This is a genomic window from Streptomyces sp. YIM 121038 (assembly GCF_006088715.1).
Classification (GTDB): Bacteria; Actinomycetota; Actinomycetes; order Streptomycetales; family Streptomycetaceae; genus Streptomyces.
Genome location: NZ_CP030771.1, coordinates 6,230,717 through 6,248,261, shown reverse-complemented (window position 1 = coordinate 6,248,261; position 17,545 = coordinate 6,230,717). Strand labels below are relative to the sequence as shown.

General features: G+C 74.4%; 12 protein-coding genes. 3 read left to right on the top strand and 9 right to left on the bottom strand.

Annotated elements, in window-relative coordinates; all coding sequences use genetic code 11:
- Nucleotides 1-143: 143 nt before the first annotated feature.
- Nucleotides 144-539, bottom strand: coding sequence for an MGMT family protein (locus C9F11_RS26895; RefSeq protein ID WP_275940274.1), 396 nt, complete (start codon nt 537-539; stop codon nt 144-146).
- Nucleotides 540-751: 212 nt separating this feature from the next.
- On the opposite strand from C9F11_RS26895, the gene C9F11_RS26890 reads away from it, so the two are divergent.
- The 3 genes from C9F11_RS26890 to C9F11_RS26880 all read left to right on the top strand — a co-directional run bounded on the left by C9F11_RS26890 (nt 752) and on the right by C9F11_RS26880 (nt 7,098).
- Nucleotides 752-3,721: a lysylphosphatidylglycerol synthase transmembrane domain-containing protein gene (locus C9F11_RS26890; RefSeq protein ID WP_249401903.1), complete on the top strand. Its 2,970-nt coding sequence runs from the start codon at nt 752-754 to the stop codon at nt 3,719-3,721.
- 99 nt (nt 3,722-3,820) lie between these two features.
- Complete coding sequence (locus C9F11_RS26885) at nt 3,821-5,413, top strand: alpha/beta hydrolase (protein WP_138961662.1); 1,593 nt, start codon at nt 3,821-3,823, stop codon at nt 5,411-5,413.
- An 86-nt stretch (nt 5,414-5,499) separates the two neighbouring features.
- The gene (locus C9F11_RS26880; RefSeq protein ID WP_138961661.1) at nt 5,500-7,098 is read left to right on the top strand and encodes an alpha/beta hydrolase; all 1,599 of its coding nucleotides are present in this window, start codon (nt 5,500-5,502) and stop codon (nt 7,096-7,098) included.
- Nucleotides 7,099-7,168: 70 nt separating this feature from the next.
- Here C9F11_RS26880 and moeZ read toward each other — a convergent pair whose 3' ends face one another.
- The 8 genes from moeZ to C9F11_RS26840 form a co-directional block, all read right to left on the bottom strand.
- Nucleotides 7,169-8,347 carry an adenylyltransferase/sulfurtransferase MoeZ gene (gene moeZ, locus C9F11_RS26875; protein WP_138961660.1) on the bottom strand — a complete coding sequence of 393 codons (1,179 nt, stop codon included), beginning with the start codon at nt 8,345-8,347 and terminating at the stop codon, nt 7,169-7,171.
- A 63-nt stretch (nt 8,348-8,410) separates the two neighbouring features.
- A complete protein-coding gene (locus C9F11_RS26870; protein ID WP_138961659.1) occupies nt 8,411-9,223 on the bottom strand; it encodes a spherulation-specific family 4 protein in 813 nt (270 codons plus the stop codon).
- A complete protein-coding gene (locus C9F11_RS26865) occupies nt 9,211-10,161 on the bottom strand; it encodes an NAD-dependent epimerase/dehydratase family protein (protein ID WP_138961658.1) in 951 nt (316 codons plus the stop codon). The genes C9F11_RS26870 and C9F11_RS26865 overlap by 13 nt, the downstream gene beginning before the upstream one ends.
- A 339-nt stretch (nt 10,162-10,500) precedes the next feature.
- Entirely contained in the window at nt 10,501-11,826 is a 1,326-nt protein-coding gene (locus tag C9F11_RS26860) for a hypothetical protein (RefSeq protein WP_138961657.1), read from the bottom strand.
- Nucleotides 11,823-13,658 carry a glycosyltransferase gene (locus C9F11_RS26855; protein ID WP_249401902.1) on the bottom strand — a complete coding sequence of 612 codons (1,836 nt, stop codon included), beginning with the start codon at nt 13,656-13,658 and terminating at the stop codon, nt 11,823-11,825. Before C9F11_RS26855 ends, C9F11_RS26860 begins: the two co-directional genes overlap by 4 nt.
- Before the next feature lie 236 nt (nt 13,659-13,894).
- Nucleotides 13,895-15,532, bottom strand: coding sequence for an ABC transporter ATP-binding protein (locus C9F11_RS26850; RefSeq protein WP_138961655.1), 1,638 nt, complete (start codon nt 15,530-15,532; stop codon nt 13,895-13,897).
- Nucleotides 15,529-16,506, bottom strand: a complete 978-nt coding sequence (locus tag C9F11_RS26845; RefSeq protein WP_138967046.1) for an ABC transporter permease — start codon at nt 16,504-16,506, stop codon at nt 15,529-15,531. The genes C9F11_RS26850 and C9F11_RS26845 overlap by 4 nt, the downstream gene beginning before the upstream one ends.
- Nucleotides 16,507-16,532: 26 nt before the next feature.
- A complete protein-coding gene (locus tag C9F11_RS26840) occupies nt 16,533-17,540 on the bottom strand; it encodes an ABC transporter permease (protein WP_138961654.1) in 1,008 nt (335 codons plus the stop codon).
- Between the last annotated feature and the right edge of the window lie 5 nt (nt 17,541-17,545).

Genomic DNA, 17,545 nt, shown 5'->3' with positions numbered 1-17,545 from the left:
GATCGAGGTGTGGCCGCGAGGCGGTCACGGGGTGAGGGTGCATGCGTGCTGTCGACGCTACGCCAGTGGCCGTGTGGGACGGGTGGCTTCCCCCGTACGGGCCACCAGCGGCCCACCACCGCGTGCCCGGATGCCGGAAGCTGTCAGATGTGACCTTCCGGAGCCTGCGGCCGCTCGCCCGGTCCGTCGGCGGCGGCCCCGCCGTCCCAGCGCGCCCGGCGCATGTCGATGCGCGGCACGTGTCCCTGTGTCGCCCGGCCCGCCTGTCGCAGGGGCGTGCCCTCCGCGCGGTAGGCCTCCAGGGCGCGCAGTTCGTGTCCGGGCAGCAGGGCGCCGTCGGCGCGGACCACGCGCCACCACGGCACCGCGCCTCCGTAGAGGGCCATCACCCGGCCGACCTGGCGGGGGCCGCCCTCCTCCAGCCATTCGGCGACGTCTCCGTACGTCATCACCCGGCCCGGGGGAATCATTTCCGCCACTTCCAGGACGCGTTCCGCGTACTCCGGAAGCTCCGGTACCGCTGCGCTCTCCTCGCTCATCCGGACCATCCTGCCCCATGCCACCGACAGGGTGACCGGTCGGATACGGAGCGTGTGGAGGCGTGTACGACTAGGTCCGATGTGGCAAATCGTGACCGTTTCGCGCCCCCGGATTGCCCCCTGATGCCCCCCGTTGTCGGCGGGGCATGCCACCATCATGCGGGCGGTGACTGGTGATACGAGATCAAGAAGAGGCGACGGAGCAGCAGAGCGTGCATTCCGACAAGACGGCTGGCACCTCCGCGGACACGTCACGCCCCGGTACCGGTGAGCCCGTCGGCGAGGCCGGGGACGGCCGGGAATCGCGGGCCCTGACCCGCGCCGAGCAGCCGTCCGGCCCTACGGAACCGCGTCCCACGGAATCGCACCCCTCCACGCCGCGCCGCACGGAATCGCATCCCTCCGAGCCTCGCTCCACGGACCCGCACCCCTCCGAGCCGCGCTCCGCCGAACCGCGTCCCACAGGCCCGCACCCCGCGGACACCGCGCCCGGACCGGCCGCCGCCCAGGCCCCGGCCCAGGTCCAGGCCCCAGCCCCGGCCCCGGCGGAGGTGCCCGGCTTCGACACCGACTGCGCCGACGACTCCTACGCCGAGCGCCTGGAGGGCGACGAACCGCTGCTCCCCGCGCGCGTGCACCGCCCCTCCGACCTGATGCGGCTGCTCATCGGCATGCTGGCGATCGCCGTGCTGCTCGCGATCTCCGCGTTCGCGCACGGCACGACGTCCGGCCTGGAGCAGGACATCAACGCGGGCACCGGCGAGCCGCCGGACCTGCTGATGAAGCTGGCGGGCCTGACCGCGAGCATCGGCGTCCTGCTCGTGCCCGTGGCGTTCGCGATCGAGCGGCTGATCAAGCGGGACGGGCTGCGGATCGCCGACGGCGTCCTCGCGGCCGTCCTCGCGCACGGCGTGACCCTGGCCACCGACCTGTGGGTCGCCAGAGGAGCCCCCGAGTCCATCCAGGACGCCCTGACACAGCCCTCGCCCGGCGACGTGCACGCGCTGACCGACCCGGTGCACGGCTACCTCGCCCCGGTCATCGCGTACATGACGGCCGTGGGCATGGCGCGCCGCCCGCGGTGGCGCGTCGTCCTGCTCGTGGTGCTGCTGCTCGAAGCGTTCACGATGCTCGTGTCGGGCAACACGACACCGTTCTCGATCATCCTGACGGTCCTGATCGGCTGGACCGTCGCCTACGGCACGCTGTACGCGGTCGGCTCGCCGAACGTGCAGCCCACCGGGCAGACGCTGCTCGCGGGCCTGCGGCACGTCGGCTTCCGCCCGGTGAGCGCCGCCCGCGAGGACAGCGGGGACAGCACCGACCAGGGGGACCGCGGCCGGCGCTACTTCGTCACGCTGGAGGACGGGCCACCGCTCGACGTCACGGTCATCGACCGCGAACAGCAGGCACAGGGCTTCTTCTACCGGGTCTGGCGGCGCCTCACCCTGCGCAGCATCACCACCCGGCGCAGCCTCCAGTCGCTGCGCCAGGCGCTGGAGCAGGAGGCCCTCCTCGCGTACGCGGCGATCGCGGCGGGCGCCAACGCGCCGAAGCTGATCGCCACCTCCGAGCTCGGCCCGGACGCGGTGATCCTCGTCTACGAGCACACGGGCGGGCGGACCCTGGACTCGCTGCCCGACGCGGCGCTCACCGACGAGCTGCTGCGCGAGACCTGGCGGCAGGTGCGGGCGCTCCAGTCGCGGCGCATCGCGCACCGCAGGCTCGCCGGGGACGCCATCCTGGTGGATCGTTCCGGCAGGGTGATCCTGACGGATCTGCGCGGCGGCGAGATCGCGGCCGGTGACCTGGTGCTGCGGATGGACATCGCGCAGCTGCTCACCGCCTTCGGGCTGCGCGTCGGCGCGGAGCGCGCGGTCGCCTCCGCGGTCGAGGTGCTCGGGCCCGACGCCGTGGCCGACTGTCTGCCGCTGCTCCAGCCGATCGCCCTGACGCGCTCCACGCGCGCGACGCTGCGCAAGCGGGCCCGCGAGCGCGCCCAGCGCGAGCGCGACGCCGTCCTGGAAGCGTCCCAGCGGGCCAAGGTGGCGCGCGGCGACGACGAGCCGGAGGAGCAGGCCCCGGACTCGGCGGCGGCCCGCAAGTCGCTGCGCGCGGAGAAGCAGGCCGAGAAGCAGGCCATAGACGAGGCCCTGGAGCAGGCCCGCGAGGAGGACCTGCTCACCCAGATCCGCCACCAAGTGCTGCTGATCCGGCCGACGGCGCCCGTGGAGCCCGCGCAGCTGGAGCGGATCAGGCCGCGCACGCTGATCAGCTTCATCGCCGGTGCCATCGGCGCGTACTTCCTGCTCTCGCAGCTCACCCACGTCGACTTCGGCACCATCGTCGGAGAGGCCGAGTGGGGCTGGGTCGCCGCGGCCGTGGCGTTCTCGGCGCTGAGCTACTTCGCGGCGGCGATGAGCCTGCTGGGCTTCGTGCCGGAGCGGGTGCCGTTCCTGCGGGCGGTGGCCGCGCAGGTCGCCGGGTCGTTCGTGAAGATCGTGGCGCCAGCGGCGGTCGGCGGTGTCGCGCTGAACACCCGGTTCCTCCAGCGGTCCGGGGTGCGCTCCGGGCTCGCGGTGGCGAGTGTCGGCGCCTCGCAGCTGTTCGGGCTCGGCTCGCACATCCTGCTGCTGCTCGTCTTCGGCTATCTGACGGGCACCGAGAAGACGCCGTCGCTGACGCCGTCGCGCACGGTCATCGCGGGCCTGTTGTCGGTGGCGGTGCTCGTCCTGGTGGTGACCGCCATCCCGTTCCTGCGGAAGATCGTCGTCACGCGCGTGAGGTCGCTGTTCGCGGGTGTCGTGCCGCGCATGCTGGACGTCCTGCAGCGCCCGCAGAAGCTGCTCACCGGCATCGGCGGGATGCTGCTCCTGACGTTCTTCTTCGTGCTGTGCCTGGACGCGTCGGTGCGGGCCTTCGCCAGCGAGGAGATGGGCACCCTCAGCCTGGCCAGCGTCGCCGTGGTCTTCCTCGCGGGCAACGCGCTCGGCTCGGCCGCGCCCACGCCCGGTGGCATCGGCGCGGTCGAGGCGACCCTCACCCTCGGTCTCGTCGCCGTGGGCGTGCCCAAGGACGTGGCCGCCCCCGCCGTGCTGCTGTACCGGCTGCTCACGCTGTGGCTCCCGGTGCTCCCCGGATGGCTGTTCTTCAACCACCTGACCCGCAAGGGCCAGCTGTAGCGCGCCGCCGCCCCGGCCGCGTGCGGTCCGGAGGCGGCCAGGTCACCCGCACGGCTCGTGCCCCGAGCGCCCCGCCCCGCTCCCCCGCAGGATGGAGCCATGCCCAAGCTCCCGCCGCGTGCCAGGGCCCTGGCCGCCACCGCCGTCCTGCTGTCCACCGCGCTCGCGGCCTGCGGTGACGCGGCCTCGGACACAGCCGACGAGGCCCGGCCGGACCAGAAGCTCAGCTGGAAGGACTGCCCGGCGCCGTCCGCGGCCGAGGGCGGCGGCGGGGCCCCGTCACCGCTGCCCGGCGGCGCGCGGTGGCAGTGCGCCACCATGAAGGCCCCGCTGGACTGGGACGAGCCCGAGGGCGACACGATCGGCATCGCGCTCATCCGCGCCCGGGCCAGTGGCGCCGAGGACAAGCGCGTCGGCTCGCTCGTGTTCAACTTCGGCGGCCCCGGCGGCTCGGGCGTCACGACGCTGCCCGCGTTCGGCGCCGACTACGCGAAGCTGCGCACCCGGTACGACCTGGTGAGCTTCGACCCGCGCGGCGTCGGCCGCAGCGACGGCGTGCGGTGCGAGGACGACGCACAGCTCGACAGGTACTTCCAGCAGGACGCGACGCCCGACGACGAGGCCGAGCGCAAGGAGTTCATCGACAACGTCAAGGGCTTCAACGAGGCGTGCGAGGAGAACTCCGGCAAGGTGCTCCCCCATGTGCGCACCACTGACGTGGCCCGCGACATGGACCTGATGCGCCAGGTGCTCGGCGACAAGAAGCTGCACTACTTCGGCATCTCCTACGGCACCGAACTCGGCGGCGTCTACGCGCACTTGTTCCCCAAGAACGTCGGCCGCGCCGTGTTCGACGCGGTCGTCGACCCCACCGAGACGGCCGAACAGGGCTCCCTCGGGCAGGCCAAGGGCTTCCAGCTCGCCCTCGACAACTTCGCGAAGGACTGCGTCTCCCAGAAGGACGACTGCCCCGTCGGCGACACCGAGGACGACGTCAAGGACCGCATCGCCAAGCTCCTGAAGGACCTGGACGCCAAGCCGCTGCCCGGTCTTCCGCCGCGCCGCCTGACCCAGACCGCGGCCACCAACGGCATCGTGCAGGCCCTGTACTCCCAGGACTTCTGGCCCTACCTCACCGAGGGCCTGGAAGAGGCCTACGACGGCGACGGCCGGATCCTCATGCTCCTGTCCGACTCGATGAACGGGCGCAACGAGGACGGCGAGTACAGCAACCTGTCGGCGGCGAACGTCGCCATCAACTGCGCCGACGACAAGCCGCGGTACACGACGGCCGACGTCGAGGCGAAGCTCCCCCGCTTCCGGGCGGCCTCGCCGCTGTTCGGCGACTATCTGGCGTGGGGCATGCTCGGCTGCACCGACTGGGCCGTGCCGGGCCAGGCCGACCACCCGGACGTCAGTGCCCCCGACGCGGCGCCGATCCTCGTCATCGGCAACACCGGGGACCCCGCGACTCCCTACGAGGGCGCCCGCAAGATGGTCGACGCGCTCGGCGAGGGCGTGGGCGTCGAGCTGACGTACAAGGGCCAGGGGCACGGCGCGTACGACAGCGGGGACGCGTGCGTGCGGGGCGCGGTGGACGGCTACCTCCTGAACGGCACGGTGCCGACGTCGGGCACGGTCTGCGGCACGGGCAAGGCGGCGGGCAAGGCGGCGGTCCCGTCCGGCACTTGAGGGGCGCGCGGCCGAGGGCGTGCCGGGGCGCTGTCAGTGGCCCCGCCTAGGATGGCCGGACGTTCATTCGAGGGGGGAAGCGAGACATGCCGCTTTTCGTACGGTCGGCGGCCCTGGCCACCGCGGCGACCCTGGTGGCCGCGCTCGCCGTGGGGTGCACCGGCTCGTCCGACGACAAGGGCGGCAAGGACGGCAGCGACGGCGGCAGAAGCGGTGAGCGCCCCGCGGCCCAGGGCGCCGACCCGAAGCCGCGGCCGGACCCGTCGTCCACGCTGCCCGCGGCCGTGGTCGCACAGCGGCTCGACTGGGGCGCGTGCGAGGGCTCGGGCAAGGACGCCCCGCCCGGCGGCGAGTGGCGGTGCGCGACCCTGAAGGTCCCGCTGGACTACGCGAAGCCGGACGGCGAGACCATCGGCATCGCCCTGATCCGCGCCGCGTCCACCGCCAAGAAGCGCGGCGACCGCATCGGCTCGCTCCTGTTCAACTTCGGCGGGCCCGGCGGCTCGGGCGTCTCCATGCTCCCGGCGTTCGCGGGCGCGTACGGCGACCTGCGCGAGCGGTACGACCTGGTGAGCTTCGACCCGCGCGGCGTCGCGGGCAGCGAGGGCGTGCGCTGCCGCAGCGACCAGCGGACCCAGGCGGCGGAGAACACGGACCCCACCCCGGACACCCCGGCCGAGGAGAAGGCGTATCTGGGCGACGCGGCCGCGTTCGGCGCGGGCTGCGCGCGGGCCGCGAAGAAGCTCCTGCCGCACGTCTCGACGGCCGACGCCGCCCGCGACATGGACGTCCTGCGGCAGGTCCTCGGCGACGAGAAGCTGCACTACTTCGGCATCTCGTACGGCACCGAACTGGGCGGCACGTACGCCCACTTGTTCCCGAAGAAGGTGGGCCGCCTCACCCTCGACGCGGTCGTCGACCCGACGGCGGGCACGGTGGGCCACGCGCGGAACCAGGCCCGGGGCTTCCAGCGCGCCCTGGAGAACTACCTCAGGTCCTCCGGAGAGGTCCCCGCCACGGGCACGCGGAGGATAGCCGAGCTGCTGCGCCGCGTGGACGCGAAGCCGCTGCGGACGTCCACGCCCGGCCGCAGGCTCGGCGAGGCCCTCGCGACGACGGGCATCACGGTCGCGCTGTACAGCAGGCAGACCTGGCCGGTGCTCACCGACGCCCTGGAGAAGGCCGAGAAGGGCGACGGCACGGGACTCCTGGAGCTGGCCGACACGTACAACGACCGGGACGCGTCCGGCGCGTACAGCACCCAGAGCCACGCGCAGCGCGCGATCGGCTGCCGGGACGCCAAGGAGCGGCCGACGGCGGCCGAGGCCAAGGCGCGGCTCGCCGCGTTCCGGGAGATATCCCCGGTGTTCGGCGGCTTCATGGCCTGGGACACGGCGGGCTGGTGCCACGACTGGCCAGTGGCCGGCCTGCGGGACACGCCCGAGGTGAGCGCTCCCGGCGCCGCCCCGATCCTGGTCGTCGGCACCACCGGCGACCCGGCGACGCCGTACGAGGGCGCCCGGAAGATGGCGGACGAGCTGGGCGAGGGCGTCGGCGTCCAGCTCACCTGGAAGGGCGAGGGCCACGGGGCGTACGGCAACGGCAGCGACTGCGTCGACGGCACGGTCAACGACTATCTGCTCAAGGGCGAGGTCCCGCGCGACGGCAAGGTCTGCGCGCCATGACGAGCGGCCCCCGGGTGGCAGTCACCCGGGGGCCGCTGAGGCCGAGGCGGTGGGCCCGGCGGCCCGACGTCTAGTAGACGGGCTTCTCGGGCTCGATCTGGTTGACCCAGCCGATCACGCCGCCGCCGACGTGCACGGCGTCCGCGAAGCCCGCGGACTTCAGGACGGCGAGGACCTCCGCACTGCGGACGCCCGTCTTGCAGTGCAGGACGATCTTCTTGTCCTGCGGCAGGCCCTGCAGGGCGGTGCCCATGAGGAACTCGTTCTTCGGGATCAGCTTGGCGCCCGGGATCGAGACGATCTCGTACTCGTTCGGCTCGCGGACGTCGATGATCTCGATCTTCTCGTCGGCGTCGATCCACTCCTTGAGCTGCTTGGGAGTGATCGTCGAACCGGCGGCCGCCTCCTGGGCCTCCTCGGACACGACGCCGCAGAAGGCCTCGTAGTCGATGAGCTCGGTGACGGTGGGGTTCTCGCCGCAGACCGCGCAGTCGGGGTCCTTGCGGACCTTGACCTGGCGGTACTGCATCTCCAGGGCGTCGTAGATCATCAGGCGGCCGACGAGCGGCTCGCCGATGCCCGCGAGGAGCTTGATGGCCTCGTTGACCTGGATGGAGCCGATGGACGCGCACAGCACGCCGAGCACGCCGCCCTCGGCGCAGGACGGGACCATGCCGGGGGGCGGGGGCTCCGGGTAGAGGCAGCGGTAGCAGGGGCCGTGCTCGGACCAGAACACCGAGGCCTGGCCGTCGAAGCGGTAGATGGAGCCCCATACGTACGGCTTGTTCAGGAGCACGCAGGCGTCGTTGACCAGGTAGCGGGTCGCGAAGTTGTCGGTGCCGTCGACGATCAGGTCGTACTGGCTGAAGATGTCCATCACGTTGTCGGCTTCGAGCCGCTGCTCGTGCAGGACCACGTTCACGTACGGGTTGATGCCGAGGACGCTGTCGCGGGCCGACTCGGCCTTGGAGCGGCCGATGTCGGACTGGCTGTGGATGATCTGGCGCTGCAGGTTCGACTCGTCGACCTCGTCGAACTCCACGATGCCGAGGGTGCCGACACCCGCCGCCGCGAGGTACATCAGCGCCGGTGACCCGAGGCCGCCGGCGCCCACACAGAGCACCTTGGCGTTCTTCAGCCGCTTCTGCCCGTCCATCCCGACGTCCGGGATGATCAGGTGGCGGGAGTACCTGCGGACCTCGTCGACGGTGAGCTCAGATGCTGGCTCGACCAGGGGTGGCAGCGACACGGGGACTCCGTTGGTCGGATATGCGGAACGGTTGTTCTCTCCGTAACACTGCCACGGCCTTCTTCATTCCGAGACACCTGGTCCGATACGCGAGACGATCTCGTCCCAGTAACCGGGCAGGGCCTCCCAGGGGTCGCCGCCCGCGCCGCTGCCGCCGCCGTCCGTGCGGTCGGTGAAGTAGATCGTCGAGGCGCCCTGCCAGCGGGCGACGCGCAGCGCCTCGTCGAGGTGGCCGCGCGGTACGCCGTGTACGAGGTGGCAGAAGCACTCGGGCGGGTAGTCGGCGGTCCACTCGGCGACCTGGGACCAGCGGTAGTCGCTCCAGGGCCCGCTGAACGTCACCAACTGGTCGGCGCTCTCGATGTATCCGGGGTACGGGTGCGTGCCGTGCCCGAACACGACGTGGGCCCTGCCGAGGAGCGCGCGCAGGGTGGTGACGGTGCGCCGGACCTCGGGCAGCGCCGCGCGCTCCGTCGGGCAGCGGGCGAGGTAGAAGCCGTCGACGAGGTACCAGTCGAGATAGCGGTGGGCGTCGGAGACGAGTTCGCCGAAACTCCGGGCGCCGTACGCCGCGTCGAGGTGGCCGAGGACCCGGACGCCCGCGTTCCGCAGTCGTCCGGCGGCGTCGAGGCAGTGTGGGTCGGGCCGGTCGCCCGGGCCGCCCGCGACGTTCAGGACGACCCAGTGCAAGGAGCCGTGGGCCCGGGTGAGTTCGGCCCACTCGGCGGAGGCCAGCAGGGGGTGGGCGGTGCCGGGGACGCCGAAGCCGACGCGCGGGGCGGTCCGCGGGCCGAGGGCCGTCGTGCCGGTGGGACGCGGTCCGCGGCCCGGCCGGGGGGTGGGGCCGGGGTGCGGTGTGCGGCCTAGATGCGGCATGCGGCCTCCATCCAGATGTCGGCGAGCGACTCTTCGAGGTTGATGCGCGGCCGCCAGCCGAGCCGGTCGCGCGCGGTGCGCACGTCGGCCTGCTGCCAGCTGCCGCAGCCGTCCGGGTAGGGGTAGGCGGCGGGCGCGGCGTGGTCGGCGTCGACCCGCGGGTGGAGGCCGGGCCTGCCGGGCGGCTGGTCGAGTTCGTGCAGGGCGCCGCCGTAGCCGGCGACGCGGGCGAGCACGGCGGCGGCGTCGCGCAGCCGCACGGCGCGCCCGGAGCCGATGTTGACGATGCCCTGGGCGGCGGAGAGCGAGGCGGCGTGCACGGCCCGGGCGATGTCGCGGACGTCGATGAAGTCGCGCTGGACGCCGAGCCCGCCGAGCTTGAGCTCGCCGTCGCCGGACTGCATGGCGCGGCGCATGGCCTCGGCGAGGCGGCCGAGCGGCGATCCGGCGGGGGTGCCGGGGCCCGCGGGCGAGAACACCCGCAGGACCACGGCGTCCAGGCCGGAGCCGAGGACGAGTTCGGTGGCGGCCAGCTTGCTGACGCCGTAGGGGCCGCCGGGCCGTGGCACGGCGTCCTCGGCGGTGGACGAGCCGGGCTGGCTCGGGCCGTACTCGGCGCCGCAGCCGAGTTGCACCAGGCGGGCGCCGCAGCCGCTGCGGCGCAGGGCCTCGCAGATGGTGGCGACGGCGACGGTGTTGTGCCGGGTCAGTTCGCGGGCGCCGCCGCGGGTGGCGCCCGCGCAGTTGATGACGACGCCCGGGTGTACGGCGTCCAGGAAGCGGGTCAGCGCGCCGGGGCTGCCGCTGGCGAGGTCGAACCGTACGTCCGAGTCGTCCCCGCGGCCGAGCGCGGTGAGCTGGACCGCCGGGTCGGCGAGCAGCCGGTCGGCGACGAACCGGCCGAGGTATCCGTTGGCTCCGATCAGCAACACCCTCATCGGGCGCCTCCGGGGACGGACGCTCGGATGCTGGGCCTTGTCATCTGTGTTTCTCCTTCAGGGTGGTGCCGGCTGTCTCGGGTAACGGATGGACCGGCGCGGCCCGCCGCGACCGGGGCCCGCGCCGCCGGGGCCCGCGCCGGGGCCGCGGGAGCGGGGGTTCGGGCCGTTCGGGGGCGGGGTGGTCGGAGGGCTCGGGTTCGCCGCGGGGGTGCTGAGGGCTCGGACGCTGGAGCCGGGGGCCCTGGAGCCTCGGGCGCAGGAGCCTCGGGCGCTGGAACCGCGAGCCTTGGAGTCGCAGGCCCTGGAGCCGCGAGCCCCGAGCGGCGGCGCACGCGTTCATGCCGCACCCCCGCAGGCGTGCGCGGAGGCGCGGCCCAGCACGCGGACCGCGCGGGCCAGCAGGAGCGCGGCCCCCGCCCCGCAGACGGCGGCGGGCACGCCCCAGGTGAGGGCCGCGGTCTCCACCGGCGTGGCGAGGAAGCCGCAGCCCGGAAGGCGGGCGGCCCACGCGAGGGCCAGGGCCGCCGCCCCGGTCGCGCCGACCGCGGCGTACACGAGGGCGGGCGCGCGCGTGGAGCCGTGCGCCGCGAGGAGCCGCCCGAGCCACAGCAGCGCGGCCAGCGCCCCGACGCCCAGGCAGGGGGTCACGCCGCCCGCGCCCGCCGCGCCGGCGAGGCCGAGCGCGGCGTCGGCTCCGGCCAGCGCCAGGCCCACCGCGGTCGCGTAGAGCGCGAACACGCCGAGCAGGAGGGGCCGTACGGACGCGGCGAAGTCGGCGAGCCCCCGGCTCCTGCCGAGCCGTCGGCGGGCCCGCACCGTGAACAGCCGTGCGCACGCCGTGCCGGGCACGACGGCGGCGGCGAGCCCGAGGGCGGCGAGGGCCGAGGGCGGCAGGGCCCGGTCGGTCCCGCCCGGCGCGGCGGCGCGCAGCAGCCCCTCGCCGCACAGGGCGTACGCGAGCAGCCAGCACGTCCACGCGCGCGTGGCCGACGCGGCGGGGCGCGGGGTGCGCAGCGGGCCGTGGCGCAGGGCGACGCGGACCGTGGCGGCGAGGGCGAACGCGCCGCCCAGGCCCACCGCGAGGCGCACGCCGCCCGTGGTGAGGGCGAGCCCGGCGACGGTGAGGGCGCACACCGCGCCGGGCAGCAGCGCGAACACCGGCCAGGCGGCGTGGACTTCGGGGGCGGCGCCCGCCGGTCGGCCGGAGCTGCCGTGCCCCGGGGCGTCGAGGGCGTCCCACTCGTCGCTGTCGCGCGGCACGCGCGCGTACATCTCCTCGGCGAGGGCGAACACGTCGCGGTGCCGGAACCGCGCGGCCGTGCGGTCGGTGACGCCGTGCGCCTCCAGGCCCGCCGCGATCTCCAGCGGGTCGACGGCCCGTTCGCAGAGTTCGCGGTGCCGGTGGAGGAGGGCCTTGACGGGGTCGCCCGTGCCGCGCCGGGGGGACTGCGCGCCACGGCTCGGGGCGAAGGCACCGCCGCCCGGGGCCTTCGCGCCTCCGTCCAGGCCGGTCGCACAGCCGCCCGGGGCCTCCACGCCTCCGCCCGGGCCGGTCGCGCTGCAGCCCGCGGCCTCCGCTTCCCCACCCAGGCCGGTCGCGCCACCCCTCAGCGCCGCCGCGCCACGACCCTGTGCCGCGGCGGCCGCGTCACGTCCCGTCACGACGCCACCTCCCCCAGGTGTCCCCGCAGGCCGCAGCGGGCGGCCCAGCTCGGGGCGGTGGCGGCGGTGGCGGCGGTCGCGGCGGTGCCGAGGGGTGCGGGCCTGCCGAGGGGGACCGCGCCCGCGAGGCGGCCGCCGACGGCCCACCGGCCCGGCACGGACGCCTCGGCCGGGTGGGCGAACGGCACCGGCTCGCCCGCCTCGTTCACGGTCTCGCGTCGCACCGGGCAGTGCGAGACGATCTCCAGGTAAATGCTGTGAAATGCCGCGATGTTCTGCTCGACCGTGAAGAGTTCGAGCGCCCGGGCCCGCGCCGCCGCACCGAGGCGTGCGCGGCGCTCGGGGTCGCGCAGCAGCTGCACGCACGCCTGCGCGAGCGCCCGGGGGTTGCGGGGCGGCACCACGAGGCCCGTGCCGCCGATGACCTCGACCACCGCGCCGACGTCCGTGGAGACCGTGGCGCGGCCGCAGAGCATCGCCTCGATGAGGCTGATGGGGAAGCCCTCGACGACGCTCGACAGGACGACCACGCCGCCTCCGGCGTAGGCGTCGGCGAGGTCCGGCGCCTCGGGGCTGCCGATCTCCTCGAAGGAGACGGGGTTGGCGCCGACCGCGTACGCGTCCTCGGCCTCGTCGGGGAACAGCTGCGCGGCGAGCGCCCGGCAGTGGGCGAGGTAGGCCGCGGCCCGGTCCCCGTCGGCGAGGGCGCCGACGATCCGCAGGCGCGCCCCGGGTTCCTCCTTGCGGACCTCGGCGAAGGCGTGCAGGAGGGAGATCAGGTCCTTGGCGGGCTCGACCCGGCCGACCCACAGGAGCGTGTGCGGCTCGCCGGGCTCCTCGCGCTCGCCGACCTCGGCGAAGCGGTCGGCCTCCAGGCCCGGGTAGACCGTGCGCAGCTTGGCGCGGTCGGCACCGCACCGCTCCTGCCAGCGGCGGGCGTGCGCGTTGCCGGGGGTGATGACGGTGGCCTCGCGGTAGGTCTCGGCGGCGAGCCTGCCGTGGAAGGAGGCGAGCAGCGCCCGCGCGGGTGCGCTCGGCGCGGGCTCTTCGGCGGCGCCCGCGCCCGCCACGGCGCCCGCGCCCGCCAGGTAGTGCGCCCGCAGCCGTACGCCGTACTCGGTGACGAGCAGCGGTACGCCCGCGAAGTGCCGGGCGAGCAGGCCGGGCAGCGCAGCGGCGCCGCCCGCCGTGGCGTGGCAGAGGTCGACGGCGCCGAGCGTGTCGTCGTCGTACCAGTCGAGGGAGAGCGGGCGCAGGGTCCGCTCCAGGTCCGCCGCGACGGCGAGCAGGTCGGGCACGCGGGCGGCGCGGGCGGCCCGGTGCGCGCCGGGCGCGCGGCAGGCGCTCTCCAGGGCGCGTACGGCGTCCTCGGAGCGCAGGGCCCCGGCGAGCCCGCCGGTGTCGCGGGCGAGTTCGGCGAGGCCGTAGAGGCCGTTGCCGAAACGGTCCGCCAACTCATCGGACGTGCCCGTCACGCTCTCGCCGGACGTGCCCGTCACACCCCCGTCGGGCGTGCGCGTCACGCCCTCACCGGACGCGCCCGTCAGCCCCGCCGCGAGCTCCGTGAAGCACTCGGCGAAGCGCCGGCCCGCGCGGCGCCGCCCCCACAGCACCGGCCGTCCGGAGGCCTCGCCCCACAGCGCGGCGCTGCGCACCCGGCGGACCTGCGGGGGCAGGTCGACCCAGCCCAGCGCCTCCTGGCGGGCGCTGCGGCTCAGCGCGTAGACGTCGAACTCGTGCCGCCCGAGCCCGCGCACGAGCCGGTCGCACCAGAGCCTGGCCTCACCGCCCACATACGGATAGCCACTCTCCGTAAGCAGTCCAATGCGCACGCGTGCACCCCCGATCTGCCCTATGGGGAGCCGCCGTTGGCCCGGCGGCTCGCAGCGGGACGAACGTATGCGGACATGCCGGTGGCGCGACGGACGGTTGTCCATCGCGCCACCAAAAGGGGTGAAGAGCAGTAACTTTCCCGCGCCGGTAGCGTTCCGTCGCGCTATAGAAGCCTCATAGCGCGACGAAAGGCGTCATGCGGGGCTCGTGGGGAGCCGTTCCCGCTCACGCGGAGTCATGCCACGGCCAATTCCTCCGGGGCCGGTCCTGACCGGGCGAGACGGGCCGCGCGCCGTTCGGCGGCGAGCGCCGGGTCGAGGGCGGGCACGGCCGCGAGCAGGTCCTTCGTGTACGGGTCCCGGGGCGTGTCGTAGACCTCGTCCACGGAGCCGTACTCGACGAGCCGGCCGCGCCGCATCACCGCGACCCGGTCGCTGACCTGGCGCACCACCGCGAGGTCGTGCGCGACGAAGACGAGCGCGAGCCCCAGCTCCCGCTGGAGCTCCGCGAGCAACGCGGTGACCTGGGCCTGCGTGGTCACGTCGAGCGCCGAGACCGGTTCGTCGCAGACGATGAGCCGGGGCTCGGCGGCGAGCGCCCGCGCGATGCCGACGCGCTGGCGCTGGCCGCCGCTGAACTCGTGCGGGTAGCGGTCGTAGTGCGCCGGGTCGAGGCCGACGCGCTCCATCAGGTCCCGTACGCGGGCGCGGATCGCGGCCTCGTCGCGGTCGCCCCGCGCACGCAGCGGATCGGCGACGGACTCGCCCACCGAGCGGCGCGGGTTGAGCGAGGAGACGGGGTCCTGGAACACCATCTGCACCCCCGGCACGGGGCCGGTGCCCTGCTTCTCGGCGCCGCCGAAGCTCAGCCGTCCCGAGGTGGGCTCCAGGAGTCCCACGAGCATCCGGCCCAGCGTGGTCTTGCCGCTGCCGCTCTCGCCGACGACGCCGAGGGTCTCGCCGCGCCGCACGGTCAGCGACACGTCGTCGACGGCGACGAAGGCGCCCTTGCCGCGCCCGAACTCGCGCCGCAGCCCCTTCGCCTCGACGACGACGTCGCCGAGGTCGCCGGAGCGGTCGTCCCGTACGGAGTCGACGCGCGGCACGGCGCTCAGGAGCTGCTTGGTGTACGCCTCCCGGGGCGCGGCGAGGACGTCGGCGACGCCGCCGCGCTCCACGACGCGCCCGTGCCGCATGACGAGCACGTCGTCCACGCTCTCGGCGGCCACGCCCACGTCGTGGGTGACCAGGAGCAGGCCCATGCCGCTCTCCGCGCGCAGCTCGTGCAGCAGGTCGAGGATCTGCGCCTGCACCGTCACGTCGAGGGCGGTGGTCGGCTCGTCGGCGATGAGCAGGTCGGGCTCGCAGGCGAGGGCCATGGCGATCAGGGTGCGCTGGCGCATGCCGCCGCTGAACTCGTGCGGGCGCGAGCGCGACCGCCGCGCCGCGTCGGCGATGCCGACGCGGCCGAGGACGTCGACGGCACGCGCGCGTGCCGCGCGGCGCGAGGCCCCGGAGTGGGCGCGGTACACCTCGGCGATCTGGTCGCCGACCGCGTAGTACGGGTCGAGCGAGGACAGGGGGTCCTGGAAGACCATCGCGGCGACCCCGCCGCGCAGCCGCCGCAGTTCGCGGTCGCCGGCCCCGGTGACGTCGACGCCGCCGACGCGCACGGCGCCGGTGACCCGTGCCCCGGTGTCCCGGTGCAGGCCGAGCAGCGCGGAGGCGACGGTGGACTTGCCGGATCCCGACTCGCCGACGAGGGCGAGGGCGGCGCCGCGCGCCAGCGTGAAGGAGACGTCGTCCACGGCGCGTACGTCGCCGAAGCCGACGCTCAGGCCGTCCACGTGCACGAGCTGGTCGTCGAGGCTCATGGGAGCACCACCCGTCGGTCGGCCACCGCGTACAGCACGTCCGCGACGGCGTTGGCGAGGACCACGAAGAAGCCGGTGATGAGGACCATGCCGACGACCACCGGCAGGTCGACGACCCGGACGGCCTGCACGAGTTCGCGGCCGAGTCCGGGCAGGCCGAACAGGGTCTCGGTGAGCAGGGCGCCGCCGAACATGGTCCCGAAGTCGTTGGCCGTCAGCGCGATCACGGGCGCGAGGGCGCCGCGCAGGGCGTGCCGCCCGACGAGGGAGCGCTCGCTGATCCCGTACGCGCGGAAGGTGCGCACGTGGTCCTCGGCGAGGGTCTCCAGCATCGCGGACCGGGTCAGGCGCGCGTACTTGGCGGACTCGATGAGGGCGAGCGACACCCAGGGCAGGAGGAGGTTCCACGCCCACTGCTGCGGGTCCTCGGTGAAGGGCACGTACTGCGGGAACGGCAGCCATTGGAGCTGGCCGCAGACCAGGACCATCAGGAGCAGGCCGATCACGAACACGGGGGTCGCCGTGCCCGCGAGCGTGACAGCGGTCAGGATCCGCTCGGTGGGGCGGCCGCGCCGCCACGCCGAGAGGACGCCGGTGCCGACGCCGAGGATCAGCCACAGGACCATCGCGCCGAGGGCGAGCGAGCCCGTGACCGGCACCTTGTTCAGGATCAGATCGGTGACCTGCTGGTCTGTCTGGTACGACAGGCCGAGGCAGGGCGCGTCGCAGTGCTGCACGCCGGTGCCGGTCGAGTAGTCGTGGCCGGCGAAGATGCCGCGCAGGAACTCGAAGTACCGCGCGTACATCGGGTCGTCGAGCTTGAGCTGCTCGGAGACCTGCTGGACCTGGGCGGGCGAGCAGCGCGGACCGCAGGTGATCTGCGCGACGTCGCCGGGGGCGACGTAGAAGACGGCGTAGATCACGACGGACAGGACGAACAGCGTGACGACGGCGCCGAGGGCGCGCCGCACCATGAAGCCGGTGAATCCGGAGCCCAGGCTCACGCTTCCGCCCCCTTCTTCTTGGCCCGCTTCGCGCCCACCCGCAGCCGCGAGGCCGCACGCGGGTCGAGGGCGGTGCGCACGCCGTCGCCGAGGACGGTCAGGGCCAGCACGGTCACGAACAGGACGCCCGCGGGCAGCAGCAGGTACTGCGGTGCCGCCTCGTACCAGACGTCGGCGGAGGTGAGCATCTGGCCCCAGGACGCGGTGGGCGGCTTGACCCCGACGCCGAGGAAGGAGAGGGCCGCCTCCACGGTGATGTTGGTGGGGACGAGCAGCGCGGAGTACGTGATGACGGGCGCGGCGAGCGCGGGCAGCAGCTCGCGGCGGGCGATGCGCACCCCGCCCCAGCCGCTGAGGCGGGCCGCGGCGACGTGGTCGAGCTCCTTGAGCGTGATGGTCTGGGCACGCACGATCTTGGCCATGCCGCCCCAGCCGACCACGCCGACGACGAGCGCGACGAGCACGGGACGCGGGAAGTCGCTGGGCACGACGGCGAGAAGGCCGAGCGCGAGGACCATCAGGGGCAGCGCCACCATGACGTCGGTGGCGCGGCTGAGCGCGAGGTCGACCCAGCGGTTGCCGAGCCCGCTGGCGAGCCCGACGACGATGCCGAGGGTGACCTGGAGCAGCGTCGCGATCAGCGCGACGCCGAGGGAGACCCGGGCGCCGTACACCAGGCGGGCGAAGAGGTCGCGGCCGGTCTGCGGCTCGACGCCGAGCCAGTGCTCGGCGCTCATGCCGCCGAAGGAGCCGACGGGCACGCCGCCACGCGCGGAGTCGATGAGCTCCGGGTGGTACGTGGTGGGGTCCTGGCCCTCCAGGGCGGTGAGCAGGGGCGCGGCGAGCGCGACCAGGACGAGCAGGACGACGATCGCGCCCGCGACGAGGGCGGCGCGCCGCGTGCGCAGCCGCCGCCAGAACTGACGGGCTCCGGAGGAGCCGGGAGCGGACGCCGTGGCGGCGTCCGCTCCCCCGCTCTCCGAGGCCAACAGGGCCTCACTCATGACAG

Coding starts and splice junctions, on each gene's coding strand:
- C9F11_RS26840 (WP_138961654.1), bottom strand. CDS start 17,540: ATGAGTGAGGCCCTGTTGGCCTCGGAGAGCGGGGGAGCGGACGCCGCC.
- C9F11_RS26845 (WP_138967046.1), bottom strand. CDS start 16,506: ATGGTGCGGCGCGCCCTCGGCGCCGTCGTCACGCTGTTCGTCCTGTCC.
- C9F11_RS26895 (WP_275940274.1), bottom strand. CDS start 539: ATGAGCGAGGAGAGCGCAGCGGTACCGGAGCTTCCGGAGTACGCGGAA.
- C9F11_RS26870 (WP_138961659.1), bottom strand. CDS start 9,223: ATGCCGCATCTAGGCCGCACACCGCACCCCGGCCCCACCCCCCGGCCG.
- C9F11_RS26880 (WP_138961661.1), top strand. CDS start 5,500: ATGCCGCTTTTCGTACGGTCGGCGGCCCTGGCCACCGCGGCGACCCTG.
- C9F11_RS26850 (WP_138961655.1), bottom strand. CDS start 15,532: ATGAGCCTCGACGACCAGCTCGTGCACGTGGACGGCCTGAGCGTCGGC.
- C9F11_RS26885 (WP_138961662.1), top strand. CDS start 3,821: ATGCCCAAGCTCCCGCCGCGTGCCAGGGCCCTGGCCGCCACCGCCGTC.
- C9F11_RS26865 (WP_138961658.1), bottom strand. CDS start 10,161: ATGAGGGTGTTGCTGATCGGAGCCAACGGATACCTCGGCCGGTTCGTC.